Below are 18,314 nucleotides of genomic sequence, written 5' to 3' on the forward strand. Positions count from 1 at the left end.
GCGGCATGGCTGAGGACTTGTCGAAGCTGGGGTTCGAGACACGCGCCATCCACGCCGGGCAGGCGCCCGACCCGCGGACCGGCGCCGTCATCACGCCGATCTACCAGACGTCCACGTACGCCCAGGACGGTGTCGGCGGCACCCGGGAGGGCGACTACGAGTACTCGCGCACGGCGAACCCGACGCGCACGGTGCTCGAGGGGGCCATCGCGTCGCTGGAGGGCGGGCGGCACGGGCTGGCCTTCGCCTCCGGAATGGCGGCGACCGACGCCGTGCTGCGCACGCTGTTGCGGCCGGGCGACCATCTTGTACTGGGCGACGACGCCTACGGTGGCACGTTCCGCCTGATCGACAAGGTCCTGACCGAGTGGGGAGTCGACTACACCGTCGCTCACCTGTCCGACCTGGACGCCGTCCGCGCCGCCGTCCGGCCGCAGACCAAGCTGATCTGGTGCGAGTCGCCGACCAACCCGCTGCTCGGCATCGCCGACATCGCCGCGCTAGCGGGCGTCGCGCACGGCGCGGGTGCCCGGCTGGTCGTGGACAACACGTTCGCCACGCCGTACCTGCAGACCCCGCTCGAGCACGGCGCCGACGTCGTCGTGCACTCGACGACCAAGTACCTGGGTGGGCACTCCGACGTCGTCGGCGGCGTCGTCGTCACCAACGAGGACGAGCTGCGGGAGCGGCTGTTCTTCCTGCGCAACTCCTCCGGCGCGGTGCCGGGGCCGTTCGACGCGTGGCTGACGCTGCGTGGCCTGAAGACCCTCGCGGTACGCATGGAGCGGCACTGCGACAACGCCGAGCGGGTCGTCGAGGCACTGACAGCTCATCCGAAGGTGGCGAAGGTCTACTACCCGGGCCTGCCCGAGCACCCCGGCCACGAGGTCGCCGCCAAGCAGATGCGCAGGTTCGGCGGCATGGTGTCGTTCACCCACGCCGACGGTGAGCAGGCCGCACTGGACGCCGCGGCCCGGACGAAGGTGTTCATCCTCGCCGAGTCGCTCGGCGGCATCGAGTCGCTGATCGAGCACCCCGGGCGGATGACGCACGCCAGCGTCGCCGGGTCGATGCTGCAGGTGCCGGTGGAGCTGCTGCGCCTGTCCGTCGGTATCGAGGACGTCCGTGACCTGGTCGCAGACCTGACCGCGGCACTCGGCTGAGGCTCCCTCGTATGCCAGGGCCCGGCAAGGCCGGGTGGTCCGGAGCGCGTCATTCGCGTTCCGGAAGCCGAGGCTCGCGTTCCTGAACACGAGCCTCGCGGCGAATGGCCCGTTGGCGCGGTGCGCCGTTCACAGGCTGGGACGCCAGGTTCGGATGATGAGTGTCGTGTTCAGGAACGCGAATGACGTGTCCAGGAACGCGAAACTCGCGTTCCGGTCCGGCGCGGCCGCGCGAGCGGTCCGTTCGCCAGGCGAGGGCAGGGCTGGGTCTCGCGATCTGGAACCGGCGTGTCAGGTGGTGGGATCGGGTAGGCGGGAACGTGCAACTCGCGGGTCGGGAACGGAGGACTCGCGCGAACGGCCTTTCACATGGGCGATCGGCACCACGTGAGAACCGACGTCCACATGGTGAGTTCTGCGCTCACGCACGCGAGTTCTGCGTTCCGGTACGTGAGTTCCACGCTCGAGACCAGCCACCTCGCCTGCCCCGCGACGGACCTTGCCGGGACCCTGGACATGAGACGCCGTGAAGGCGTGTGCACGCCTGGCGCGAGGCCGCTACGGGCGGTAGTTGCTGTGCTCGGCTTCCACCGGGTCGGGCTTGGGCGTCGGGGCGACGCCGGGCAGCTGCGAACCGTCGACGCAGCCGCCGACCAGCTCGATGTGGCTGTCATGCCGGATGTACTGGCCCGCGTTGAAGCAACCGGCGTGCTCGACCGTGTAGAAGGCGGCGCCGGTGAGCGCCAGCGCCGACGCGACGGCCGCGACCATCGGCACCGTGCCAGACCGTGACCCGCGCAGCTTCGCCACCACCTTTGCCGTGGTCCCCCGTGGCATGCGCTGCTCCCTGGTCGTCGAGGTCGTGCATCTCACAGGATAGCGCGTCCCCGGGCTGGCGCCCGCAGCCGCTCGAAGGCTGTCATCATCGCCTGTCATGCGGCTCGTAAGCCTGGACCGGATCAACGAAGCACGGGACCTGCTGGCCGGCGTGGTCCGGGAAACGCCCATGGAACACGCCAGGGACCTGCGTGACCTGCACGGCGGCCCGGTCCACCTGAAGTGCGAGAACCTGCAACGCACTGGATCGTTCAAGGTGCGCGGGGCCTACACCCGCATCCACGGGCTCACCGACGAGGAGCGGGCCAGAGGCGTCGTCGCGGCCAGCGCGGGCAACCACGCGCAGGGCGTCGCGCTGGCCGCGTCGCTGCTCGGGACGAGCGCGACCGTCTTCATGCCGGAGCGCGTCGCCCTGCCCAAGCTGGCCGCCACCCGCGGCTACGGCGCCGACGTGCACCTCCAGGGCTCCGTGCTGGAGGAGACGCTGGCCGCGGCGGTGGAGTTCGGCGGACGGACCGGCGCGGTGTTCATTCACCCGTTCGACCACCCGGACATCATCGCCGGGCAGGCGACCGTCGGACTGGAGATCCTGGAGCAGGTGCCGGACGTCGCCACGATCCTCGTCGCGACCGGTGGCGGCGGGCTCGCCGGCGGCATCGCCGCGGCCGTCAAGCCCCAGCGGCCGGGCGTGCGGGTGGTGGGTGTCCAGGCCGCCGCGGCCGCGGCCTACCCGCCGTCACTGGCGGCCGGCGCACCGGTGCGGCTGCACGACCTGCCGACCATGGCCGACGGCATCGCCGTCGGCGAGCCGGGCCCGGTGAGCTTCGCCCACGTCGCCGAGCTGGTCGACGACGTCGTCACGGTGACCGAGGAGTCGCTGTCCCGGGCCGTCCTGCTGTGCCTGGAGCGACGCAAGCTCGTCGTGGAACCCGCGGGCGCGGCGACGGTTGCCGCCCTGCTGGAGCACCCCGGCGCGTTCGAGCCACCGGTGGTGGCGGTCCTGTCCGGTGGCAACGTCGACCCGTTGCTCCTGCTGCAGATCATCCAGCATGGCATGACCGCGGGCGGCCGGTACCTGGAGCTGCGGCTGAAGGTCCCCGACCGGCCCGGAGCACTGGCCGCGGTCCTGCTGCGGGTCGGTGAGCTGGGCGCCAACGTGCTGGACGTGCAGCACTCGCGTATCGCCGGGGCACTCGCCCTCGGCGAGGTCGAGGTGGCACTCAACCTGGAAACCCGCGGGCCGGGGCATCGCGCCGAGGTCGCCGCCGAACTGCAGCGCGCCGGCTACGTCATCATGGCCTGACGGTGGGTGCCCCGCAGGAAGTTCGCCGGTAGGTACCCGGATTCGACATCGACGGTCATTCCGGCGGACCTGGCCAGCACGGCGACAGCCAGCGGCGCGAGTGCGACGAAGCCGCCGGGGTCCGCGGCGAGTTCCCTGTTGCCCGTCCAGAACCTCCTGTGCTGTTCCGCAGCGCGTGCGAGCGAGTCGGTGAACTTCCCGGAGTCTCTGCGCAGCAGGTGGTAGAACATCTCGATCGGTGGGTAGATCAGCCGGAGCATTACTTCCGGTGCGGTCCGCTGGACCGTGTCCGGGTCGGTGCCGTCCATCACCGTGCCGAACAGCTCGGCGGTGACCTCGCGGTTGACGAGGAAGTTCTGCACAGTCTCGACCCACGGGTACAGGTACGCGTCGTGCTCGGCACCGGACGCCCGCAGTGCGTCGAGGGGAATCGCGGCCAGTTGCCGGAGCAACGTGTCGTTGCGGTCGATCACGGCCAGCCAGGTGACTGTGAGCCACGTACCCGCGTTGGCGTATGACGTGGGACCCGTCGCCGGGAACCGCACCGGCCTGGCCACTACGGCGTCGATCTCGCCTTCACCTGCCGCCGCCCGGAGCAGCGCGGTGCCGGCCTGCGCGGCGATCCGCAGCTCCAGCCACGTCACTGCCTCTGCCGCGGTCGGATCGAGCACGGTGCGGTACCGAGTGAGCTTCAAGCCGCGTCGGAAGATGCTCTTGAGCGCGCCGGGGTCGGTCTCGATCCGGTCGATGTCGTCGGCGTTCTTCGCTGCCAGGGCCTCGACCACCTTCGCCGCGGCGTCGCTGTTCACCTCGTGCCTCGGCACGGTCGTCATGAATCGCCCTACTGCTGCGTTATCGCCGCGATGGCCAGGTCGCGCTGCGACTCCTCCACCTCGGGCATGGTGAACTGGCGGGCACGGATGTGCGCCAGGAACTCGGGATCCGGCGGCAGCTCGTGTTCACGCAGGTAGTAGGCAACTGCTCCGGGCCAGAACCAGCTTCCGTCGGTGCGGAAGTTCATCGGCACCGACGGCTCTCGGCTGGGGTCGAACGCGTCGGCGCTGAACGAGCGCGCCGCCAGCACGACCGGTGCGTTGTCCAGGTACGCCAGCACCCGCTCCCGTTCCGCGGCCGTGAGCGGTTCCCGGTTCACCACCGGCCGCCCGGAGTCGTCCAGGCCGTCGTAGACGCGGGGCGTACGCAGCGCGTCGGCCGTCTCGGCAGGCGGGGTCGCCACCGGGAGGGGCGCGAGTCCGGCACGTTCACGCAGCCAGCCGGGCAGGTGCTCGTCGGCGCGGGGGAAGAAGCGCAGCTCGTCGGTGAACCCGACGGGTGGTGGAGCCTGCCGCCATGGCGGTTCCAGGTCGTACATGAAGTCCGTGCTGAGCACCGTCGACTGCCCGTACACCACGATGGCGCCCAGCCACGTGCCGCGCCCTGGCTCGTACATGCCCGCCCGCAGCATCCCGGCCAGCCGCACGGCCTCGGGGTGCGGCTGCGCCGGATACGGCAGACCGTCGTGGCCGGTGACCAGCAGGTCGGCCTCGACGTGCCTGCCCACCGCCCGGTACTCGAACCGCATCTGCTGCCAGCCGGGAGCGATGGCGCTCGCCAGCGCGTGACCGGCCTGCCAGATCAGCTGCTGCCGCTGCTGCTCGGTCAGTGGTTGCGGTGGCTGGCTCATCGTGTCGCCTTTCCGCCTCTCAGGTGGACATCTCGCCGACTCGGGTGCCGTCCAGAAGGTGGATCGGCAGGTAGTCCGACTCGACCTCGATGGTGACGCCCGCGTCGCGTGCGAGGCACGCCATGGCGAGCGGCCCGAGCGCCACGTAACCCCTGGGGTTACGCAGGCGTTCCTCTTCGGCCGTCCAGTATCGCTTGTGCAGCTCCAGCGCGGTGGCCAGCGAATCGTTGAACTTGGCGTCCTCGCGCTGGGTCAGCAGATAGAACAGCTCCATCGGCGGGTAGTAGAGCTGCAGCACGGGCTCGGCCTCGAAGCGCTGCAGCCGTTCTGGCTCGGTACCGCGCATGGCCTCCAGAACGGCGTCGATCAGGCCGTCCTCCCCGCGCCAGTAGACCTGCAGTGCGTGCACCCAGGAGAACAGGAACTCGTCGTACTGCGGCCCGGACTCGCGCAGCAGGTCGATCGGAACACCGGCCAGCAGGTCGATCCGCTGACGTTCCCTGCCGATCATGTTCAGGTACATGGCGGTCAGCCAGTTCGCAGCATGACTTTCCCTCGTCGCCCCGGTAGCCGGCCTGCGGATCGTGTCCTCGCCGTAGCGGAACTCGATTTCCTCGCCCTCGGGCTTGCTGGCTGCCAGGAAGAAGGCCGAGGACGCCTGCATCGCACGGACGAACACGTACCACGTTTCACTCCAGGCGGCCCTCGGGTCGCCGACGCACCGGTTGGCGAATTCGTCCAGCGACCGATTCATCGCGAATTCGAACCCGAGAGGGATCTCCTCGATGTCCTCTCGCGCTTCGTGGGCGCGCCCCGCCAGTCGTTTGACGGTCTCTTCGGCGTTGACCTCATCGATGTCGTGCCGGGCAATTGTACGCACCAACGGTGTCACTCCCTGTTGTTCCTGGGCGGCCTGGGTGACAGATCGAATTCCTTCAAGTTGTAGCCACCGTACACTTGCCGTTGCTTGTACTTGCCGGGGTTGTCGGGGTCGGGAATCTTGTTCCCGTCGCTGTCGAGCAGGTCTTCCTCGCGTACCCGAGCCTTCGCCACCGAGTACTCCAACGTGTTGCGCCGCATCGCACGGTCGAGGTCCTCGGCGAGGTTTTTCTCCGCTTCGGTTCCGTTGAGCCGCATGTTCTCGATGATGCTCTTGACGTACTCGGGATGCCCCTGCTCGTATTTGAGGCTGTCGGTGGCGCCGCTACGCACGCCGAGGCCCGCGTTCGGGCCCTTCGCCTCGACGACGACGATGTGCTTCTGCCCGGTGTTCCGGTCGGTGACCTCGTAGATCTGGTCGAACCTGCCGGAGCCGGGCTTTTCACCCACCCGGGTGTTGTCGCCGTGGCGTGCCGGGTCCGGAAGTTCGGTGACCTCGTAGTCCTTCGCCGGGTACTTGTCGGCCACGGCGTCCCTGGCCGCGTGCTCGCCCAGGTCCTCGCCCGCGTTGGTGCGGTCCCTGTGAGCGGTCGACCGCTCGACCTCGATCTCGTTGGTGAGGGTGCCTTTCTCCTTCGCGTCCTGGTAGGTGGACTCGGCTTCCCTCGCGCGCTGGTTCGCCTCCGCGCGCCGGTCGATGAGATCCTGTGCGTCTTCCTTCTGCTTCGTGGTCGCGGGGTGCTCGACTTCGCGATCCTTGTGGTACCGGGCTTCTTCGTAGTCGTCCGACTTCTGCTCGAACCGTTCCGGGGAGTTCTCGGGCTTGTCCGTGTTCTCCCGGATCTTCTTGACGGGCTCGTCGTTGTAGTCGGTCTGGTCCGCGTTCTTGCGGGTGTAACTGCCGTCCTTGTGCGGACCGTCGTAGTACTTGTCCCGGTAGGCCTTGTCGTTGATCTTCTCCTGCATCGACGCGGGCGGATCCCGCCGCTCGATGGCGACGGGCTCGTCGTCGATGTAGCGCTTCCCGCGTGCGACAGCGTCGTCGCCGTCGACGTCCTGCTTATCGGCGTGCGAGGTGTCCGGCGTGAAGCCGTCGTCGCCGACGCGCCGGGACGTGCCGTCGGGGCTGTGGATGTCCCACTCGCCGTTCGGCGGGATCTTGGGGCGGACCTTGCCGTCCGGGCCGATCTCGTAGTCCGACGAGAAGACGCGGCCGCTGGAGTCCGTCCACGCGGGCTTGCTCGGCGCCATCACCTCGGTGTCGAGTTCCCGCGAGAGCCGCTTGGCGAAGTCGTTCGAGCCCGCGTCACAGCCGATCAGCCGGATCGGGCGGCCGTCGTAGTCGCCGTTGCGGCGCAGGATGTCGGCGAACTGCTCGGGGGTGTAGAGCCGGTTGCCGATGCGGGCGTGCCCGTCCGGCGTGACGTGCACGTCGACCGTGTAGCGGCCGTCGGGGTCGGGCCGGACCCGCTGCGGCAGATCGCCCATGTCCGGGTCGCCCCGGTGGTACGAACTGCCCGACGGCGTGCTCTCCGAGTGCCGCTGGTTGACCTCGTCCGGCGTCAGTGGACGTTCCGGGGTCAGGTCGGGGCCGTCACCGTGCGGACCGTCGGGATGCCCACCGGTGCCGGGACCGAACTCGCCGCGTGCAGCCTGGTGCGGCTGCGCCGGGGAGTGCGGCCTGCCGGGCTCGGGAGTGCGCGGGGCGGGCGCGTCCGGGGTACGCGGGGTGGGTGCGTCCGGCGTACGGGTACCCGGGGTGCCGGTCCAGCCGGCAGGGCCGGACGAGCCGGGCCTGCCGCCGACGCCGCCGGGCGATCCGGCGCCGCCGGGATGGGCTCCGGGCGCCATGCCGCCGCCGACCGGCCCGCTCTGCTGCGGCGAACCGTCGGGGCCGCCGCGCTGCGGTGGCACACCGCCGGGGCCGGCGTCGCCGACCCTGGACGGGGGCGGCGCGGTCGGTGCGGTGCCGCTGGAGGTCGTGCTGCTGTCCGGGGTACGGCTGGGCGGCGTGTCGGACCGCGGGCCGTCGCCGGACGGGCCGCCGGTGTCGGATCGGGTGCTGGGCGCGTCGCCGCCGTCGGACCGCGGGCTCGGCGAGTCGGGCCTGCTGCCGGGGCTTGGCGTGTCGCTGTCGGGCCGGGACGAGCTGGGACTTGGCGAATCGCTGTCCGGCCGGGCGCTCGGGCTCGGCGAGCTGTCGGGCCTGCTGCTGGGGCTTGGCGTGTCGCTGTCCGGCCGGGACGAGCTGGGGCTCGGTGAGTCCGGCCTGCTGTTCGGCGTGTCACCGTCGGGCCGGGCGCTGGGGCTCGGCGAGCTGTCGGGCCTGCTGCCCGGGCTCGGCGTGTCGCTGTCGGGCCGGGAACTCGGGCTTGGCGAGCTGCTGTCGGGCCGGGAGCTGGGGCTCGGGGTGTCGCTGTCGGGCCGGGAGCCGGGGCTTGGCGAGTTGCTGTCCGGCCTGCTGCCCGGGCTCGGCGATTCGCCGTCCGGCCTGGTGTTGCCCGGCGCCGGGCTGTCCGTGCGGCTGTGCGGCGACGGGCCGCCGGTGTCGGACCGCGTGCTCGGGGTGTCGCCGTCGGACCGCACGTTGCTCGGGCCGTCGCCGGGATCGGACGAGCTGCCGTCCGGCGAACTTCCGTCCCGTGTGGACGGACCGGAACCGTCCGGGCCGTCGGAACCGTTCGAGCCGTCGGGCCCGTCGCCCCGGCCCGATCCCGGCGTCGCGCCGCCGCCGTCCGGCCCGTCACCGCCGCGGCCACGGGTGAGGAACCTGTCGCCCTGGATCCGCTTCGGGCTGAGCGCGTCGAGCCCGGTCAGCTTGCCGGTGATCTTGCCGAAGATCTTGATGATCTTGACGAAGACGTCGGCCAGCTTGCCCAGCAGCGGCGACACCCTGCGGATCGTGTCGCACAGGTCGTCGAGCTTCTTGGCGATCTTCGCGGCCCACTCGGCGATCGCGGTGACGGCCTGCGCGACGACCACCGGGGTGCCGAAGCCGAGGGAGAACACCGTCTCCATCACCCACGAGATCAGCTTGCCGACGGCCTCGGCGATCAGCTCGCGAATGAACTCCCTGACGAACGCCACGACCTCGCCGAAGATCATCACGACCGTGCCGACGGTCCCCGCGACGGTGGCCGCCGCGGCGATGGCCTCGGCCTGTTCCGCCGCTTCCTTGCGGTAGGCGTCCGCGGCGTCCCCGGTCCAGCCCGCGGTGCCGTTCTTGACGTTGTTCTCGTAGTTGACCTTGGTCTCTTCGAGCGACTTGGCGATGTTGCCCCAGGTCTCCGAGTACGACTGGATGACCGGTGGGTCGCCCGCGACCGAGTCGAGCATGTCCTTCAGCGGCTGCATGTGCTCCATCAGGAACGACGCCACCGACGACATCAGGTAGCCGAACGGGTCGATCGCGGCGCTGGCCATCTCGCCGGCCAGGCTCAGCACGCCGAGGCCGCCCGCGACCCAGTTGCCGTCCTTGATGCCGTTGAAGGCGTCCATCGCCGACTCGGCGACGCCGATGCCGGCGGCGTAGCCGTACTCGCTGTTGCCCGCGGTCAGTGGTCCGGGGCCGTCGCCGTCGGTCGGGGCCTTGGCGACCAGTGGATTCGGCTCAGACATCGCTGGACTTCCAGCCCTGCTCGACGTTCGTGTCGAACTCCTGGTACGACTTCGCCGCCTTGTTCACCTTCTCGGAGACGGACTCCATGGCCTCGACGGCCTTGTTCAGCGCGTCGATGCCGTACTGCTCGACCGGGTCGAGCATCATCCGGAACGGCTGGCAGAGGATGCCGTACGCGTCGGTCGGCATGCTGACCTGCTGGGCCGCGTCGACGGCCTGGCGCAGCGAGTCGGTGATCCCGCCGAGCTGCTGCGAGTGCGCCGTCAGGTCGGCGCCGAGCTCGAAACCCTTGCCTGCCATGGTGTCTCCCCTCTCCGTCCCCACACCTGTCCGCTACCGCAGGATCCGCCCGTCGAAGCCCTCGTCGTCATCGTCATCGTCGTCGTCGCTGGTGCGGCGCCGGCGGGGGATCGGCTTCGGCTGTGGCGGTGCCGGCGGGCGGGCCGGTGGCTCCTCCTCGTCCTCCGGCCCGAACCGCAGGTGGCGCTCGGGTTCCGGGGGCGTCGGATCCTCCTCCGGCGGCGGGGCGGGGAACGTGCTCTGCGCCTGCGCGATGACGGAGTTGGCCGTGTTGTCGGCGGTGCCGACCGTCTCAGCCATCGCCTGCTGCAGCAGCTCGGGAATCCGCGACTGCGCCTTCTGGATCAGCCGCATGATCTGCGAGGACACCTCGGCCATCCGCTTACCGCTCGCGGCCTCGGCGATGGCGATGTTCGTCACCAGGCCCTTCGAGTTGACGGTGACCTCGATGAGGTTGTCGCGCGACCGCTCGGTGACGACCTGGCCCTCCATGCGTGCGGCCATCGCCTGGTAACGCGTGGCTGCTTCCTGGACCTGTCGGGTCCAGTTCGCCACCATCTGCTCGCTGGCGTCGACGCTGTCCGGCATCAGAGCCCTTCCCACGGTGCTGCGTACCCATACTGACGGCACCCCGGACTCCGTGGTTCCACCGAGCCCGAGTCGCGTTCGAACAGCCTAGTGTCACAGTCCGCCGGTCCCCAAGAATGCCGTGAAGGGGGCCCTCACGGCAGCAGACGCCGTGAGGGCCCCCTTCACGGATGGGGAACTACAGGTTGCCTCGGCGCTCCTGCTCACGCTCGATGGCCTCGAACAGGGCCTTGAAGTTGCCCTTGCCGAAGCCGAGCGAGCCGTGCCGCTCGATCAGCTCGTAGAAGACCGTCGGGCGGTCGCCGATCGGCTTGGTGAAGATCTGCAGCAGGTAGCCGTCCTCGTCGCGGTCGACGAGAATCCGGTGCTCCTTCAGCGTTTCGATCGGCACGCGGACCTCGCCGATCCGGGCCCGCAGCTCCGGGTCGTCGTAGTACGAGTCGGGGGTGTCCAGGAACTCGACGCCCGCGTTCCGCATCGCGGTCACCGTGCCGATGATGTCGTTGGTGGCCAGCGCGATGTGCTGGCAGCCCGCGCCGTCGTAGAACTCGAGGTACTCGTCGATCTGCGACTTCTTCTTGGCGATGGCCGGCTCGTTGAGCGGGAACTTGACCCGGTGGTTGCCGTTGGAGACGACCTTGCTCATCAGGGCCGAGTACTCGGTGGCGATGTCGTCGCCGACGAACTCCGCCATGTTCACGAAGCCCATGACCCGGTGGTACCACTCCACCCAGTAGTCCATCTTGCCCAGCTCGACGTTGCCGACGCAGTGGTCGACCGCCTGGAACAGCCGCTTCGGCGCGCCCTCGGGCCGCTTGACGGTGCTCCGCTTGGCGACATAACCCGGCAGGTAGGGGCCGTTGTAGCGGGACCGGTCGACCAGGGTGTGCCTGGTCTCGCCGTAGGTGGCGATGGCGGCCATCCGCACGGTGCCGTTGTTGTCGCTGACGTCGTGCGGCTCCTCCAGCACCGTCGCGCCCTGCGAGCGGGCGTGCGCGATGCATTTGTCCACATCGGACACTTCGAGCGCCAGGTCGATGACGCCGTCGCCGTGCCTGCGGTGGTGGTCCAGCAGCGACGAGTCCGGCTTCACCCCGCCGTTGATCACGAACCGTGCCGAGCCGGACTTCAGCACGAACGACTTGCGCTCCGGCACACCGGTCTCCGGGCCGGAGTACGCGACCAGCTGCATGCCGAACGCGACCTGGTAGAACCAGGCCGTCTGGGTGGCGTTGCCGGAGATGAACACCACCGCGTCCATGGCCTTGACCGGGAACGGGTCGGCCGAGGAGTCGTGGTCGACCAGGCCGACGAGCTGACGGAGCTGGTCGTAGCTGACGTCGTCCATCCCCGCGGATGCCTCGTGGGGGTCCAGTGTGTGGGTCATGTCTCGAAGGATGCTGCTGTCGGGCAAGATGCGCAATGGCCGAAGAATTCATTGCGCAATATGCTCAGTGATCTCACGCTGTGTGTGGATAGTGTGGGCATACTGCGCAGGAGGTGACCGGTGGCTGTCGACGCCCTCGACGCACGGCTGTTGCTGCTGCTGACCGACTCGCCCCGGCTGGGCGTCCTGGAATGCGCGCGCCGCCTCGGCGTGGCCCGCGGCACGGTGCAGGCGCGGCTGGACCGGCTCACCGAACGCGGGATCCTCGGCGGCTTCCCGCCCGAGCTGGACCTCGCGGCCATGGGCTACGGGCTGACGGCGTTCGCCGTGCTGGAGATCGCGCAGGGCAGGCGGGCCGAGGTCGTCGCCGCGCTGACCGCCATCGACGAGGTCTGCGAGGTGCACGCCACCACCGGCCAGGGCGACCTGTTCATCCGGATGGTGGCCCGCGACAACGACGACCTGCAGCGGGTCATCGACAAGGTGGTCGGCGCGCCGGACGTACTGCGGACGTCCACCTCGATCGCCCTGTCCACCCCCGTGCCGCCGCGCGTGCGCCCGCTGCTGGAGCGCGTCGCCAGGGGAAGCTGACGACCAGGGTCAGTCGCGCACGTACTCCAGGTAGCGGCGCGCCGAGCGCTGCACGATCTCGTGCGCGTCCGCCGGGATGCCGGACTCCCACCAGGCGCCGTAGAGCGCTTCGAACCGGTACGGCTCCAGCAGTTCGGCCGCCCTGCGCACGACGCTGGGCCGCTCGGGGATCAGGTTCGGGTAGCTGTACATGAAGCCGACGTGGGTGCGGTCCGGGATCACCTGCACGATGTCGCCGGACAGCAGTGCGCCCGCACCCTCGCTCCAGTGCAGCACGGTCCCGCCGGTGAAGTGCACGCCGAGGTTGATCAGCTCGAGGTCGTCGGCCAGCCGCAGCGTGGTGCCGCTCCACAGCTCGATCTTCGGGTCCGGCCGCCCGATCCACTGCTTGTCGCCCTCGTGCAGGTGGATCGGCACGTCGAAGGCGTGTGCCCATTCGACCATCGTCGAGTAGTAGTGCGGGTGGCTGATGGCGATCCCGGTGATGCCGCCGAGTGCGTTGATCCGCTCGACCAGCGCGTCGTCGATGAACGCGGTGCAGTCCCACAGGAAGTTGCCCGACCCGGCGCGGACCAGCAACGCGCGCTGCCCGATGCCGAGCCGCTCGTGGGTGCCGATGCCGATCAAGCCCGGGCCCTGATCCTCGACCCGCGCCGTGAACCCGTCGCGGATCGTGGCCAGGTCGGTCCACTGCTGACCGCTCGCTGGCACGTACTGCCGCTCGTCGGTGCAGATGGGGCAGTCCTGCCGGGGTTCGGCGTACTGCATGGCGCAGGTCTTGCAGATGGGAAGCGTGCTCACGAGCAGATCCTAGACATGAAACGGCCCGCTCCTACATAACAATGTTCGCAGGAGCGGGCCGGTCGACAGCTCAGTCCGCGTACGGCACAGCCTTGACCAGGGTGACCTTCTGGGTCTTACCGTTGGGGAGCTCGTACTCGCGGGCCTCGCCCTCCTTCGCGCCGAGCAGTGCCCGGCCGAGCGGGGACTCCGGCGAGTACACGTCGAGCGGACCCTCGGCGCCTTCCTCGCGGGTGGCGAGCAGGAACTTCTCGTCCTCGTCGTCGCCTTCGTATCGCACGGTCAGAACCTTGCCGGGCTCGGCGATTCCGTCGTTGGCCGGAGCCTCGCCGACCTTGGCGGCACGCAGCAGCTCCTGCAGGTGACGGATCCGGGCTTCCTGGTGCGCCTGCTCCTCACGAGCGGCGTGGTACCCGCCGTTCTCCTTGAGGTCACCCTCTTCGCGGCTGTCGTTGATCTTCGCGGCGATGACCGGACGATTCTCGATGAGTTCCTCGAGCTCGCTCTTGAGCCTGTCGTAGGCATCCTGGGTCAGCCAGGTCACCTGGGTGTCGCTCACGGTCACCATCTCCTCGTAGGGCCTGCCGACCTGGGTATACAGGCCGGCGCCCCGCTGACGTGGCTTGCCAGCGCGGCTGAGATAAAGGAAAAACACGGCCCGCCTGGGGCCGTGCCGGTAGAACAGGGTAGCACGACCAGGCGTTCGAATGCCGCCCTCGTGGTCGCTCGACGGACGCTGGTCGCCCGGTTCACCCCGTTGGCCGCTAGGGCCTTGACAAATACTCTGGTACAGAGTATGAGCAGCCGAACACATCGGCTGTGACCGGGCGTGTCATGCTCTGGACGACGCTGGTGATCACGGTACTCGTCTCGCCAGGTGGGACGTAGACCTCACGGCGACCACTCTCCGCACCCGAAATGTCACGCACTCGGACGATGCAAACCCCCGGTTTGGCCGGTTCGTCCCTCGTCACGTCGATCGTGATCGACATCGCCGGCGCGGGCCCCGGCTGCTCCGCGAAGCCGAGCCGCTGTGCCTCGATCGGCGTCGAGCCCAGGTTCTGGTACGCGACGTAGGTCAGCACGCCGCCGAACGCCACCGCGGCCGCTCCGGCCAGTACCCGCTGCCAGCGCTTCGTCGGTGTGCCTGTCCGGCGCCGTGACCGTCCGTAGCGGCCCTCCGGCAGCGTCGGACCCGCTTCCGGCGGGGCGGATTCGGTGCGCAAACCGGGCCTCCGGGCGATCTCGTCGGGGTCGCGAGGACAATGAGGACGAGTCCGAGTATCCGCGCCCGGAATGTTGGGGAGCCCGGCGGGGGTTGTTGGGGGAAGCGGACCACGAAGCGAACAGAAGGGACCCTGTCGGTGATGTCTCAGTCGGCCAGAGCCGGACTGCGCATGATGGCGGTGCACGCGCACCCCGACGACGAGTCGAGCAAGGGCGCGGCCACCATGGCGCGCTACGTGGCGGAAGGCGCCGAGGTCATGGTCGTGACCTGCACGGGAGGCGAGGCGGGCAGCATCCTGAACCCGGCGATGGACCGGCCAGAGGTGCTGGAGAACATGACGGCCATCCGCAGGGAGGAGATGGCTCGCGCGGCGAAGATCCTGGGGGTGCAGCACCGGTGGCTGGGCTTCGTCGACTCGGGCCTGCCCGAGGGCGACCCGCTGCCGCCGCTGCCGGAGGGCTGCTTCGCGCTGGTGCCGCTGGAGGAGTCGACGGAGGCGCTGGTCGAGGCCATCCGTGAGTTCCGCCCGCACGTGATCGTCACCTACGACGAGAACGGCGGCTACCCGCACCCGGACCACATCCGCTGCCACGAGATCAGCGTCGCCGCGTTCGACGCGGCCGCCGACCCGGACCGCTATCCGGAGGCCGGCGAGCCGTGGCAGGCGCTGAAGCTGTACTACTCGCACGGCTTCGCCCGCACCCGGATGCAGAAGCTGCACGACGGCATGCTGGCCAGGGGCCTGGAGTCGCCGTACGAGGAGTGGCTGAAGAACTGGGATCCGGAGCGTCCCGACGTGATGGAGCGGGTCACCACGCAGGTCGAGTGCGCCGACTACTTCGAGGTCCGCGACGACGCCCTGCGTGCCCACGCCACCCAGATCGACCCGAACAGCCGGTGGTTCGTGATCCCGCTCGACCTGCAGCGCGAGGTGTGGCCGACGGAGGAGTACGAGCTGGTCCGCTCGCTGGTGGACAGCACGCTGCCGGAGGACGACCTGTTCGCGGGCGTCCGGGTCAGCGAGAGCGTAGAGACGGAGAAGGTGGAGACATGAGTTTGGCCCTGCCGGCACCGGTTGCCGAGCCGGTCACGACGGTCGCCGTCGTGCTGGCCCAGCAGCCCGGTTCCGGCGACAACGGCGGGCAGGGCGAGGACTTCGGCAAGTCCTCGCCCGTCGGCCTGCTGGTGTTGATTCTGTTCCTGATCGCGGTGGCGTTCCTGGTCCGCTCGATGACCAAGCACCTCAAGCGCGTGCCGGCGAGCTTCGACTCCGAGGAACCGAAGCCCGAGCAGGAGGCCGAGACCGGCAAGGCCGACGACCCGGCCCCCGCCGCCGAGACCGAACCGGCGGAGGCCGAGCCGCCCCGCAAGACCTAGCGGTTCACAACCGCGGATCGACCGGGTCCGACTCCAGCGCGAGCACGGCGAACACGCACTCGTGCACCCGCCACAGCGGCTCGCCCCTGGCGACGCGGTCGAGCGCCTCCAGACCCAGCGCGTACTCCCGCAGCGCCAGCGCCCGCTTGCGGCCCAGACCCCTGTCCCGGAGCCTGCTCAGGTTCTCCGGCAGCGTGTAGTCCGGGCCGTAGATGATCCGCAGGTACTCCCGTCCCCGCACCTTCAGCCCGGGCTGGACCAGGCCCTTGCCGCCCCTGGTGAGGTTGCCCGCCGGCTTGACGACCATGCCCTCGCCGCCCGCCGCGGTCAGCTCCTCCCACCAGCCCGCCGCCTCGGCGACGGCGCCGGGGTCGGTGGTGTCGACCGTCCTGGTCGCGGTCGGCGCGACAAGGTCCGGGTCGGCCGCGGCCAGCCGGTCCAGCAACGCCAGGTGCCACGCGTGCGGCCGTTCGTGGTGTGCCGCACCCTCCGAGGCAAGCACCTGGAACGGCGCCAGCCGCACCCCGGCCAGGCCGTCGGTCTGCCAGCAGTACCGCCGGTAGGCGGACCGGAACGCCGCCGCGGTGGACTCCCGGGTGCGGGTCCTGCCGAGCAGCTCACCCACGTCGACCCCACGGGCCGCGGCCGCCTCCAGCTCGGTGGCCGCCACCGGCAGCACCGCGTTCGCGGCCGCTCCGACCGCGGCGTACTGCTCGATGAGCAGCGACTCCGCCTTGAGGCTCCACGGCATCAGCTCCGCGTCGAGCAGCAGCCAGCCGGTGGACAGCTCGTCCCACAGCCCGGCCGACGTCGCCGCCGCACGGACCCTGGCAAGCAGTTCCGCCTCCAGCGCGGCAGGCAGAAATGCCCGCCCGGTGCGGGTGTACACCACGCCGCCGCCCTCGATGCCGAACCTGGCAGGGGCGACCGACTCGTCGCGGCAGACCAGCAGCACCGCCCGCGAGCCCATGTGCTTCTCCTGGCAGACGACCTCCTGCACACCGGCCGTGCGGAAGTCGGCGAACGCCTGCTCCGGGTACTCCAGGTAGCCGTCGCGGTCCGCCGTCGAGCTGGGCGCCATGGTCGGCGGCAGGTACAGCAGCCACCGGGGGTCGACGGCGAACCGGCTCATCACCTCCAGCGCGGCCGCCGACTGCTCGGCGGACACGGTGATCCGGCCGTGGTGACGCGTCTGCAGCACCCGCTTGCCGGTGACGTCGGCCAGTTCCAGCACGGCGGGCTCCCGCCGCGCCTGTGCGGGCTCGGGTAGTTCGGACGCCGGCAGCAGCGGCTTGACCGGCTCGTACCAGACCTTGCGTGCGGCGACCGCGACGATTTCCCGCTCCGGGTACCGCAGCGCGGTCAGCTTGCCGCCGAACACGCAGCCGGTGTCCAGGCACAGCGTGTTGTTGACCCACTCCACCTCGGGAATCGGCGTGTGTCCATAGAGGACGGTCGCCTGGCCGCGGTACTCGTTGGCCCACGGGTACCGCACCGGCAGGCCGTACTCGTCGGTCTCGCCGTTGGTCTGCCCGTACATCGCCGTGCTGCGCACGCGGCCGGACGCCCGGCCGTGGAACCGCTCGGGCAGCCCGGCGTGTGCGATGACCAGCTTGCCGCCGTCGAGGACGTAGTGCGCGATCAGCCCGTCACAGAAGTCCAGTGCCCGTGCGGTGAACTCCTCGCCCGCCGCCTTCAGCTGGTCCAGCGACTCGGCCAGGCCGTGCCCGATCCGCACCTGCTTGCCCTTCAGCGCGCGGACGAGCTTCTCCTCGTGGTTGCCGCGTACCGACATCGCGTTGCCGGACGCGACCATGCCCATGACCAGCCGCAGGACGCCGGGGGTGTCCGGTCCGCGGTCGACGAGGTCGCCGACGAAGAACGCGGTGCGCCCGGCGGGGTGCGCGGCGTCGACGGCCAGGCCGGCGGCGTCGCGCTCCAGTACGTAACCCAGCTCGGTGAGCAGGTCCTCCAGTTCCTCGCGGCAGCCGTGCACGTCGCCGATGACGTCGAACGGACCGGTGAGGTCGCGCCGGTCGTTGAACAGGGGCTCGACGACGATCTCGGCCTCGGCGACCTCCTGTTCGGTTCGCAGCACGTGCACGTGCCGGAAACCCTCGCGCTGCAGGAACTTCAGCGATCGGCGCAGGTCGTTGCGGTGCCTGCGGACGACGGCGGCACCGAAGTCGCGGTCGGGCCGCGCCTCGGTGCGTTCGACGCACACCTTCTCCGGCAGGTCGAGCACGATCGCCGTGGGCAGCACATCGTGTTCCTTCGCCAGCGCGACCAGCGGTGCGCGGGCAGCTCGCTGGACGTTCGTCGCGTCGATGACCGTCACCCGGCCGGCGGCCAGCCGCTTGCCCGCGACGTAGTGCAGGGCGTCGAACGCGTCGGCGGAGGCGGACTGGTCGTTCTCGTCGTCGGCGACCATGCCGCGGAAGGCGTCGCTGGACAGCACCTGCGTCGGCGCGAAGTGGGTGCGGGCGAACGTGGACTTGCCCGAGCCCGACGCGCCGATCAGCACGACCAGGGACTTGTCCGGAATGGACAGACGCAT

Annotated in this window: 17 protein-coding genes; 5 read left to right on the forward strand and 12 right to left on the reverse strand. The window is 70.0% G+C overall.

Annotated elements, in window-relative coordinates; all coding sequences use genetic code 11:
• Window positions 1–5: 5 nt before the first annotated feature.
• Window positions 6–1,163: a cystathionine gamma-synthase gene (locus EWH70_RS14010; protein ID WP_130475788.1), complete on the forward strand. Its 1,158-nt coding sequence runs from the start codon at window positions 6–8 to the stop codon at window positions 1,161–1,163.
• Between the two features lie 558 nt (window positions 1,164–1,721).
• On the opposite strand, the gene EWH70_RS14015 is transcribed toward EWH70_RS14010, so the two are convergent.
• Window positions 1,722–2,000 (reverse strand): hypothetical protein, encoded by a 279-nt coding sequence (locus EWH70_RS14015; RefSeq protein ID WP_130475789.1) that lies wholly within the window; start codon window positions 1,998–2,000, stop codon window positions 1,722–1,724.
• A gap of 97 nt (window positions 2,001–2,097) precedes the next feature.
• On the opposite strand from EWH70_RS14015, the gene ilvA reads away from it, so the two are divergent.
• Window positions 2,098–3,303, forward strand: coding sequence for a threonine ammonia-lyase (gene ilvA, locus EWH70_RS14020; RefSeq protein WP_130475790.1), 1,206 nt, complete (start codon window positions 2,098–2,100; stop codon window positions 3,301–3,303).
• On the opposite strand, the gene EWH70_RS14025 is transcribed toward ilvA, so the two are convergent.
• The 7 genes from EWH70_RS14025 to hppD form a co-directional block, all read right to left on the reverse strand.
• Window positions 3,285–4,136, reverse strand: coding sequence for an immunity 49 family protein (locus EWH70_RS14025; RefSeq protein ID WP_130475791.1), 852 nt, complete (start codon window positions 4,134–4,136; stop codon window positions 3,285–3,287). The two genes, ilvA and EWH70_RS14025, sit on opposite strands and share 19 nt — an antisense overlap.
• 8 nt (window positions 4,137–4,144) lie before the next feature.
• Window positions 4,145–4,987 carry a ferredoxin gene (locus tag EWH70_RS14030; RefSeq protein ID WP_130475792.1) on the reverse strand — a complete coding sequence of 281 codons (843 nt, stop codon included), beginning with the start codon at window positions 4,985–4,987 and terminating at the stop codon, window positions 4,145–4,147.
• 19 nt (window positions 4,988–5,006) lie between these two features.
• Window positions 5,007–5,741, reverse strand: coding sequence for an immunity 49 family protein (locus EWH70_RS14035; protein ID WP_276320559.1), 735 nt, complete (start codon window positions 5,739–5,741; stop codon window positions 5,007–5,009).
• 134 nt (window positions 5,742–5,875) lie between these two features.
• Window positions 5,876–9,484 carry a hypothetical protein gene (locus EWH70_RS14040; protein WP_240686972.1) on the reverse strand — a complete coding sequence of 1,203 codons (3,609 nt, stop codon included), beginning with the start codon at window positions 9,482–9,484 and terminating at the stop codon, window positions 5,876–5,878.
• Window positions 9,477–9,785, reverse strand: coding sequence for a type VII secretion target (locus tag EWH70_RS14045; protein WP_130475794.1), 309 nt, complete (start codon window positions 9,783–9,785; stop codon window positions 9,477–9,479). The genes EWH70_RS14040 and EWH70_RS14045 overlap by 8 nt, the downstream gene beginning before the upstream one ends.
• Window positions 9,786–9,818: 33 nt before the next feature.
• A complete protein-coding gene (locus EWH70_RS14050; protein ID WP_130475795.1) occupies window positions 9,819–10,373 on the reverse strand; it encodes a YbaB/EbfC family nucleoid-associated protein in 555 nt (184 codons plus the stop codon).
• A 178-nt stretch (window positions 10,374–10,551) separates the two neighbouring features.
• Window positions 10,552–11,760: a 4-hydroxyphenylpyruvate dioxygenase gene (hppD, locus tag EWH70_RS14055; RefSeq protein ID WP_205669120.1), complete on the reverse strand. Its 1,209-nt coding sequence runs from the start codon at window positions 11,758–11,760 to the stop codon at window positions 10,552–10,554.
• 120 nt (window positions 11,761–11,880) lie between these two features.
• Here hppD and EWH70_RS14060 point away from each other — a divergent pair, with 120 nt between their 5' ends.
• The gene (locus tag EWH70_RS14060; RefSeq protein ID WP_130475796.1) at window positions 11,881–12,351 is read left to right on the forward strand and encodes an Lrp/AsnC family transcriptional regulator; all 471 of its coding nucleotides are present in this window, start codon (window positions 11,881–11,883) and stop codon (window positions 12,349–12,351) included.
• Between the two features lie 9 nt (window positions 12,352–12,360).
• Here the strand turns inward: EWH70_RS14060 and EWH70_RS14065 are convergent, their stop codons facing one another.
• The 3 genes from EWH70_RS14065 to EWH70_RS14075 form a co-directional block, all read right to left on the reverse strand.
• Window positions 12,361–13,152, reverse strand: coding sequence for an MBL fold metallo-hydrolase (locus tag EWH70_RS14065; protein ID WP_130475797.1), 792 nt, complete (start codon window positions 13,150–13,152; stop codon window positions 12,361–12,363).
• Between the two features lie 70 nt (window positions 13,153–13,222).
• Window positions 13,223–13,720 (reverse strand): transcription elongation factor GreA, encoded by a 498-nt coding sequence (greA, locus tag EWH70_RS14070; protein WP_130475798.1) that lies wholly within the window; start codon window positions 13,718–13,720, stop codon window positions 13,223–13,225.
• Between the two features lie 196 nt (window positions 13,721–13,916).
• Window positions 13,917–14,378 (reverse strand): DUF4307 domain-containing protein, encoded by a 462-nt coding sequence (locus EWH70_RS14075; RefSeq protein WP_130475799.1) that lies wholly within the window; start codon window positions 14,376–14,378, stop codon window positions 13,917–13,919.
• A 141-nt stretch (window positions 14,379–14,519) separates the two neighbouring features.
• On the opposite strand from EWH70_RS14075, the gene mca reads away from it, so the two are divergent.
• Complete coding sequence (gene mca, locus EWH70_RS14080) at window positions 14,520–15,434, forward strand: mycothiol conjugate amidase Mca (protein WP_130475800.1); 915 nt, start codon at window positions 14,520–14,522, stop codon at window positions 15,432–15,434.
• Window positions 15,431–15,757, forward strand: a complete 327-nt coding sequence (locus EWH70_RS14085) for a hypothetical protein (protein ID WP_130475801.1) — start codon at window positions 15,431–15,433, stop codon at window positions 15,755–15,757. The genes mca and EWH70_RS14085 overlap by 4 nt, the downstream gene beginning before the upstream one ends.
• Before the next feature lie 4 nt (window positions 15,758–15,761).
• Here EWH70_RS14085 and EWH70_RS14090 read toward each other — a convergent pair whose 3' ends face one another.
• Window positions 15,762–18,314: a polynucleotide kinase-phosphatase gene (locus EWH70_RS14090; RefSeq protein WP_130475802.1), complete on the reverse strand. Its 2,553-nt coding sequence runs from the start codon at window positions 18,312–18,314 to the stop codon at window positions 15,762–15,764.

This window comes from Amycolatopsis suaedae (assembly GCF_004214935.1).
GTDB classification, from domain to species: Bacteria; Actinomycetota; Actinomycetes; order Mycobacteriales; family Pseudonocardiaceae; genus Amycolatopsis; species Amycolatopsis suaedae.

Excerpts from the sequence above, each read along its gene's own strand:
- EWH70_RS14025 (WP_130475791.1), bottom strand. The coding sequence starts at position 4,136 with ATGACGACCGTGCCGAGGCACGAGGTGAACAGCGACGCCGCGGCGAAG.
- greA (WP_130475798.1), bottom strand. The coding sequence starts at position 13,720 with ATGGTGACCGTGAGCGACACCCAGGTGACCTGGCTGACCCAGGATGCC.
- ilvA (WP_130475790.1), top strand. The coding sequence starts at position 2,098 with ATGCGGCTCGTAAGCCTGGACCGGATCAACGAAGCACGGGACCTGCTG.
- hppD (WP_205669120.1), bottom strand. The coding sequence starts at position 11,760 with ATGACCCACACACTGGACCCCCACGAGGCATCCGCGGGGATGGACGAC.
- EWH70_RS14085 (WP_130475801.1), top strand. The coding sequence starts at position 15,431 with ATGAGTTTGGCCCTGCCGGCACCGGTTGCCGAGCCGGTCACGACGGTC.
- EWH70_RS14015 (WP_130475789.1), bottom strand. The coding sequence starts at position 2,000 with ATGCCACGGGGGACCACGGCAAAGGTGGTGGCGAAGCTGCGCGGGTCA.
- EWH70_RS14030 (WP_130475792.1), bottom strand. The coding sequence starts at position 4,987 with ATGAGCCAGCCACCGCAACCACTGACCGAGCAGCAGCGGCAGCAGCTG.
- EWH70_RS14050 (WP_130475795.1), bottom strand. The coding sequence starts at position 10,373 with ATGCCGGACAGCGTCGACGCCAGCGAGCAGATGGTGGCGAACTGGACC.
- EWH70_RS14035 (WP_276320559.1), bottom strand. The coding sequence starts at position 5,741 with ATGAATCGGTCGCTGGACGAATTCGCCAACCGGTGCGTCGGCGACCCG.
- mca (WP_130475800.1), top strand. The coding sequence starts at position 14,520 with ATGTCTCAGTCGGCCAGAGCCGGACTGCGCATGATGGCGGTGCACGCG.
- EWH70_RS14010 (WP_130475788.1), top strand. The coding sequence starts at position 6 with ATGGCTGAGGACTTGTCGAAGCTGGGGTTCGAGACACGCGCCATCCAC.
- EWH70_RS14045 (WP_130475794.1), bottom strand. The coding sequence starts at position 9,785 with ATGGCAGGCAAGGGTTTCGAGCTCGGCGCCGACCTGACGGCGCACTCG.
- EWH70_RS14040 (WP_240686972.1), bottom strand. The coding sequence starts at position 9,484 with ATGTCTGAGCCGAATCCACTGGTCGCCAAGGCCCCGACCGACGGCGAC.
- EWH70_RS14090 (WP_130475802.1), bottom strand. The coding sequence starts at position 18,314 with ATGCGTCTGTCCATTCCGGACAAGTCCCTGGTCGTGCTGATCGGCGCG.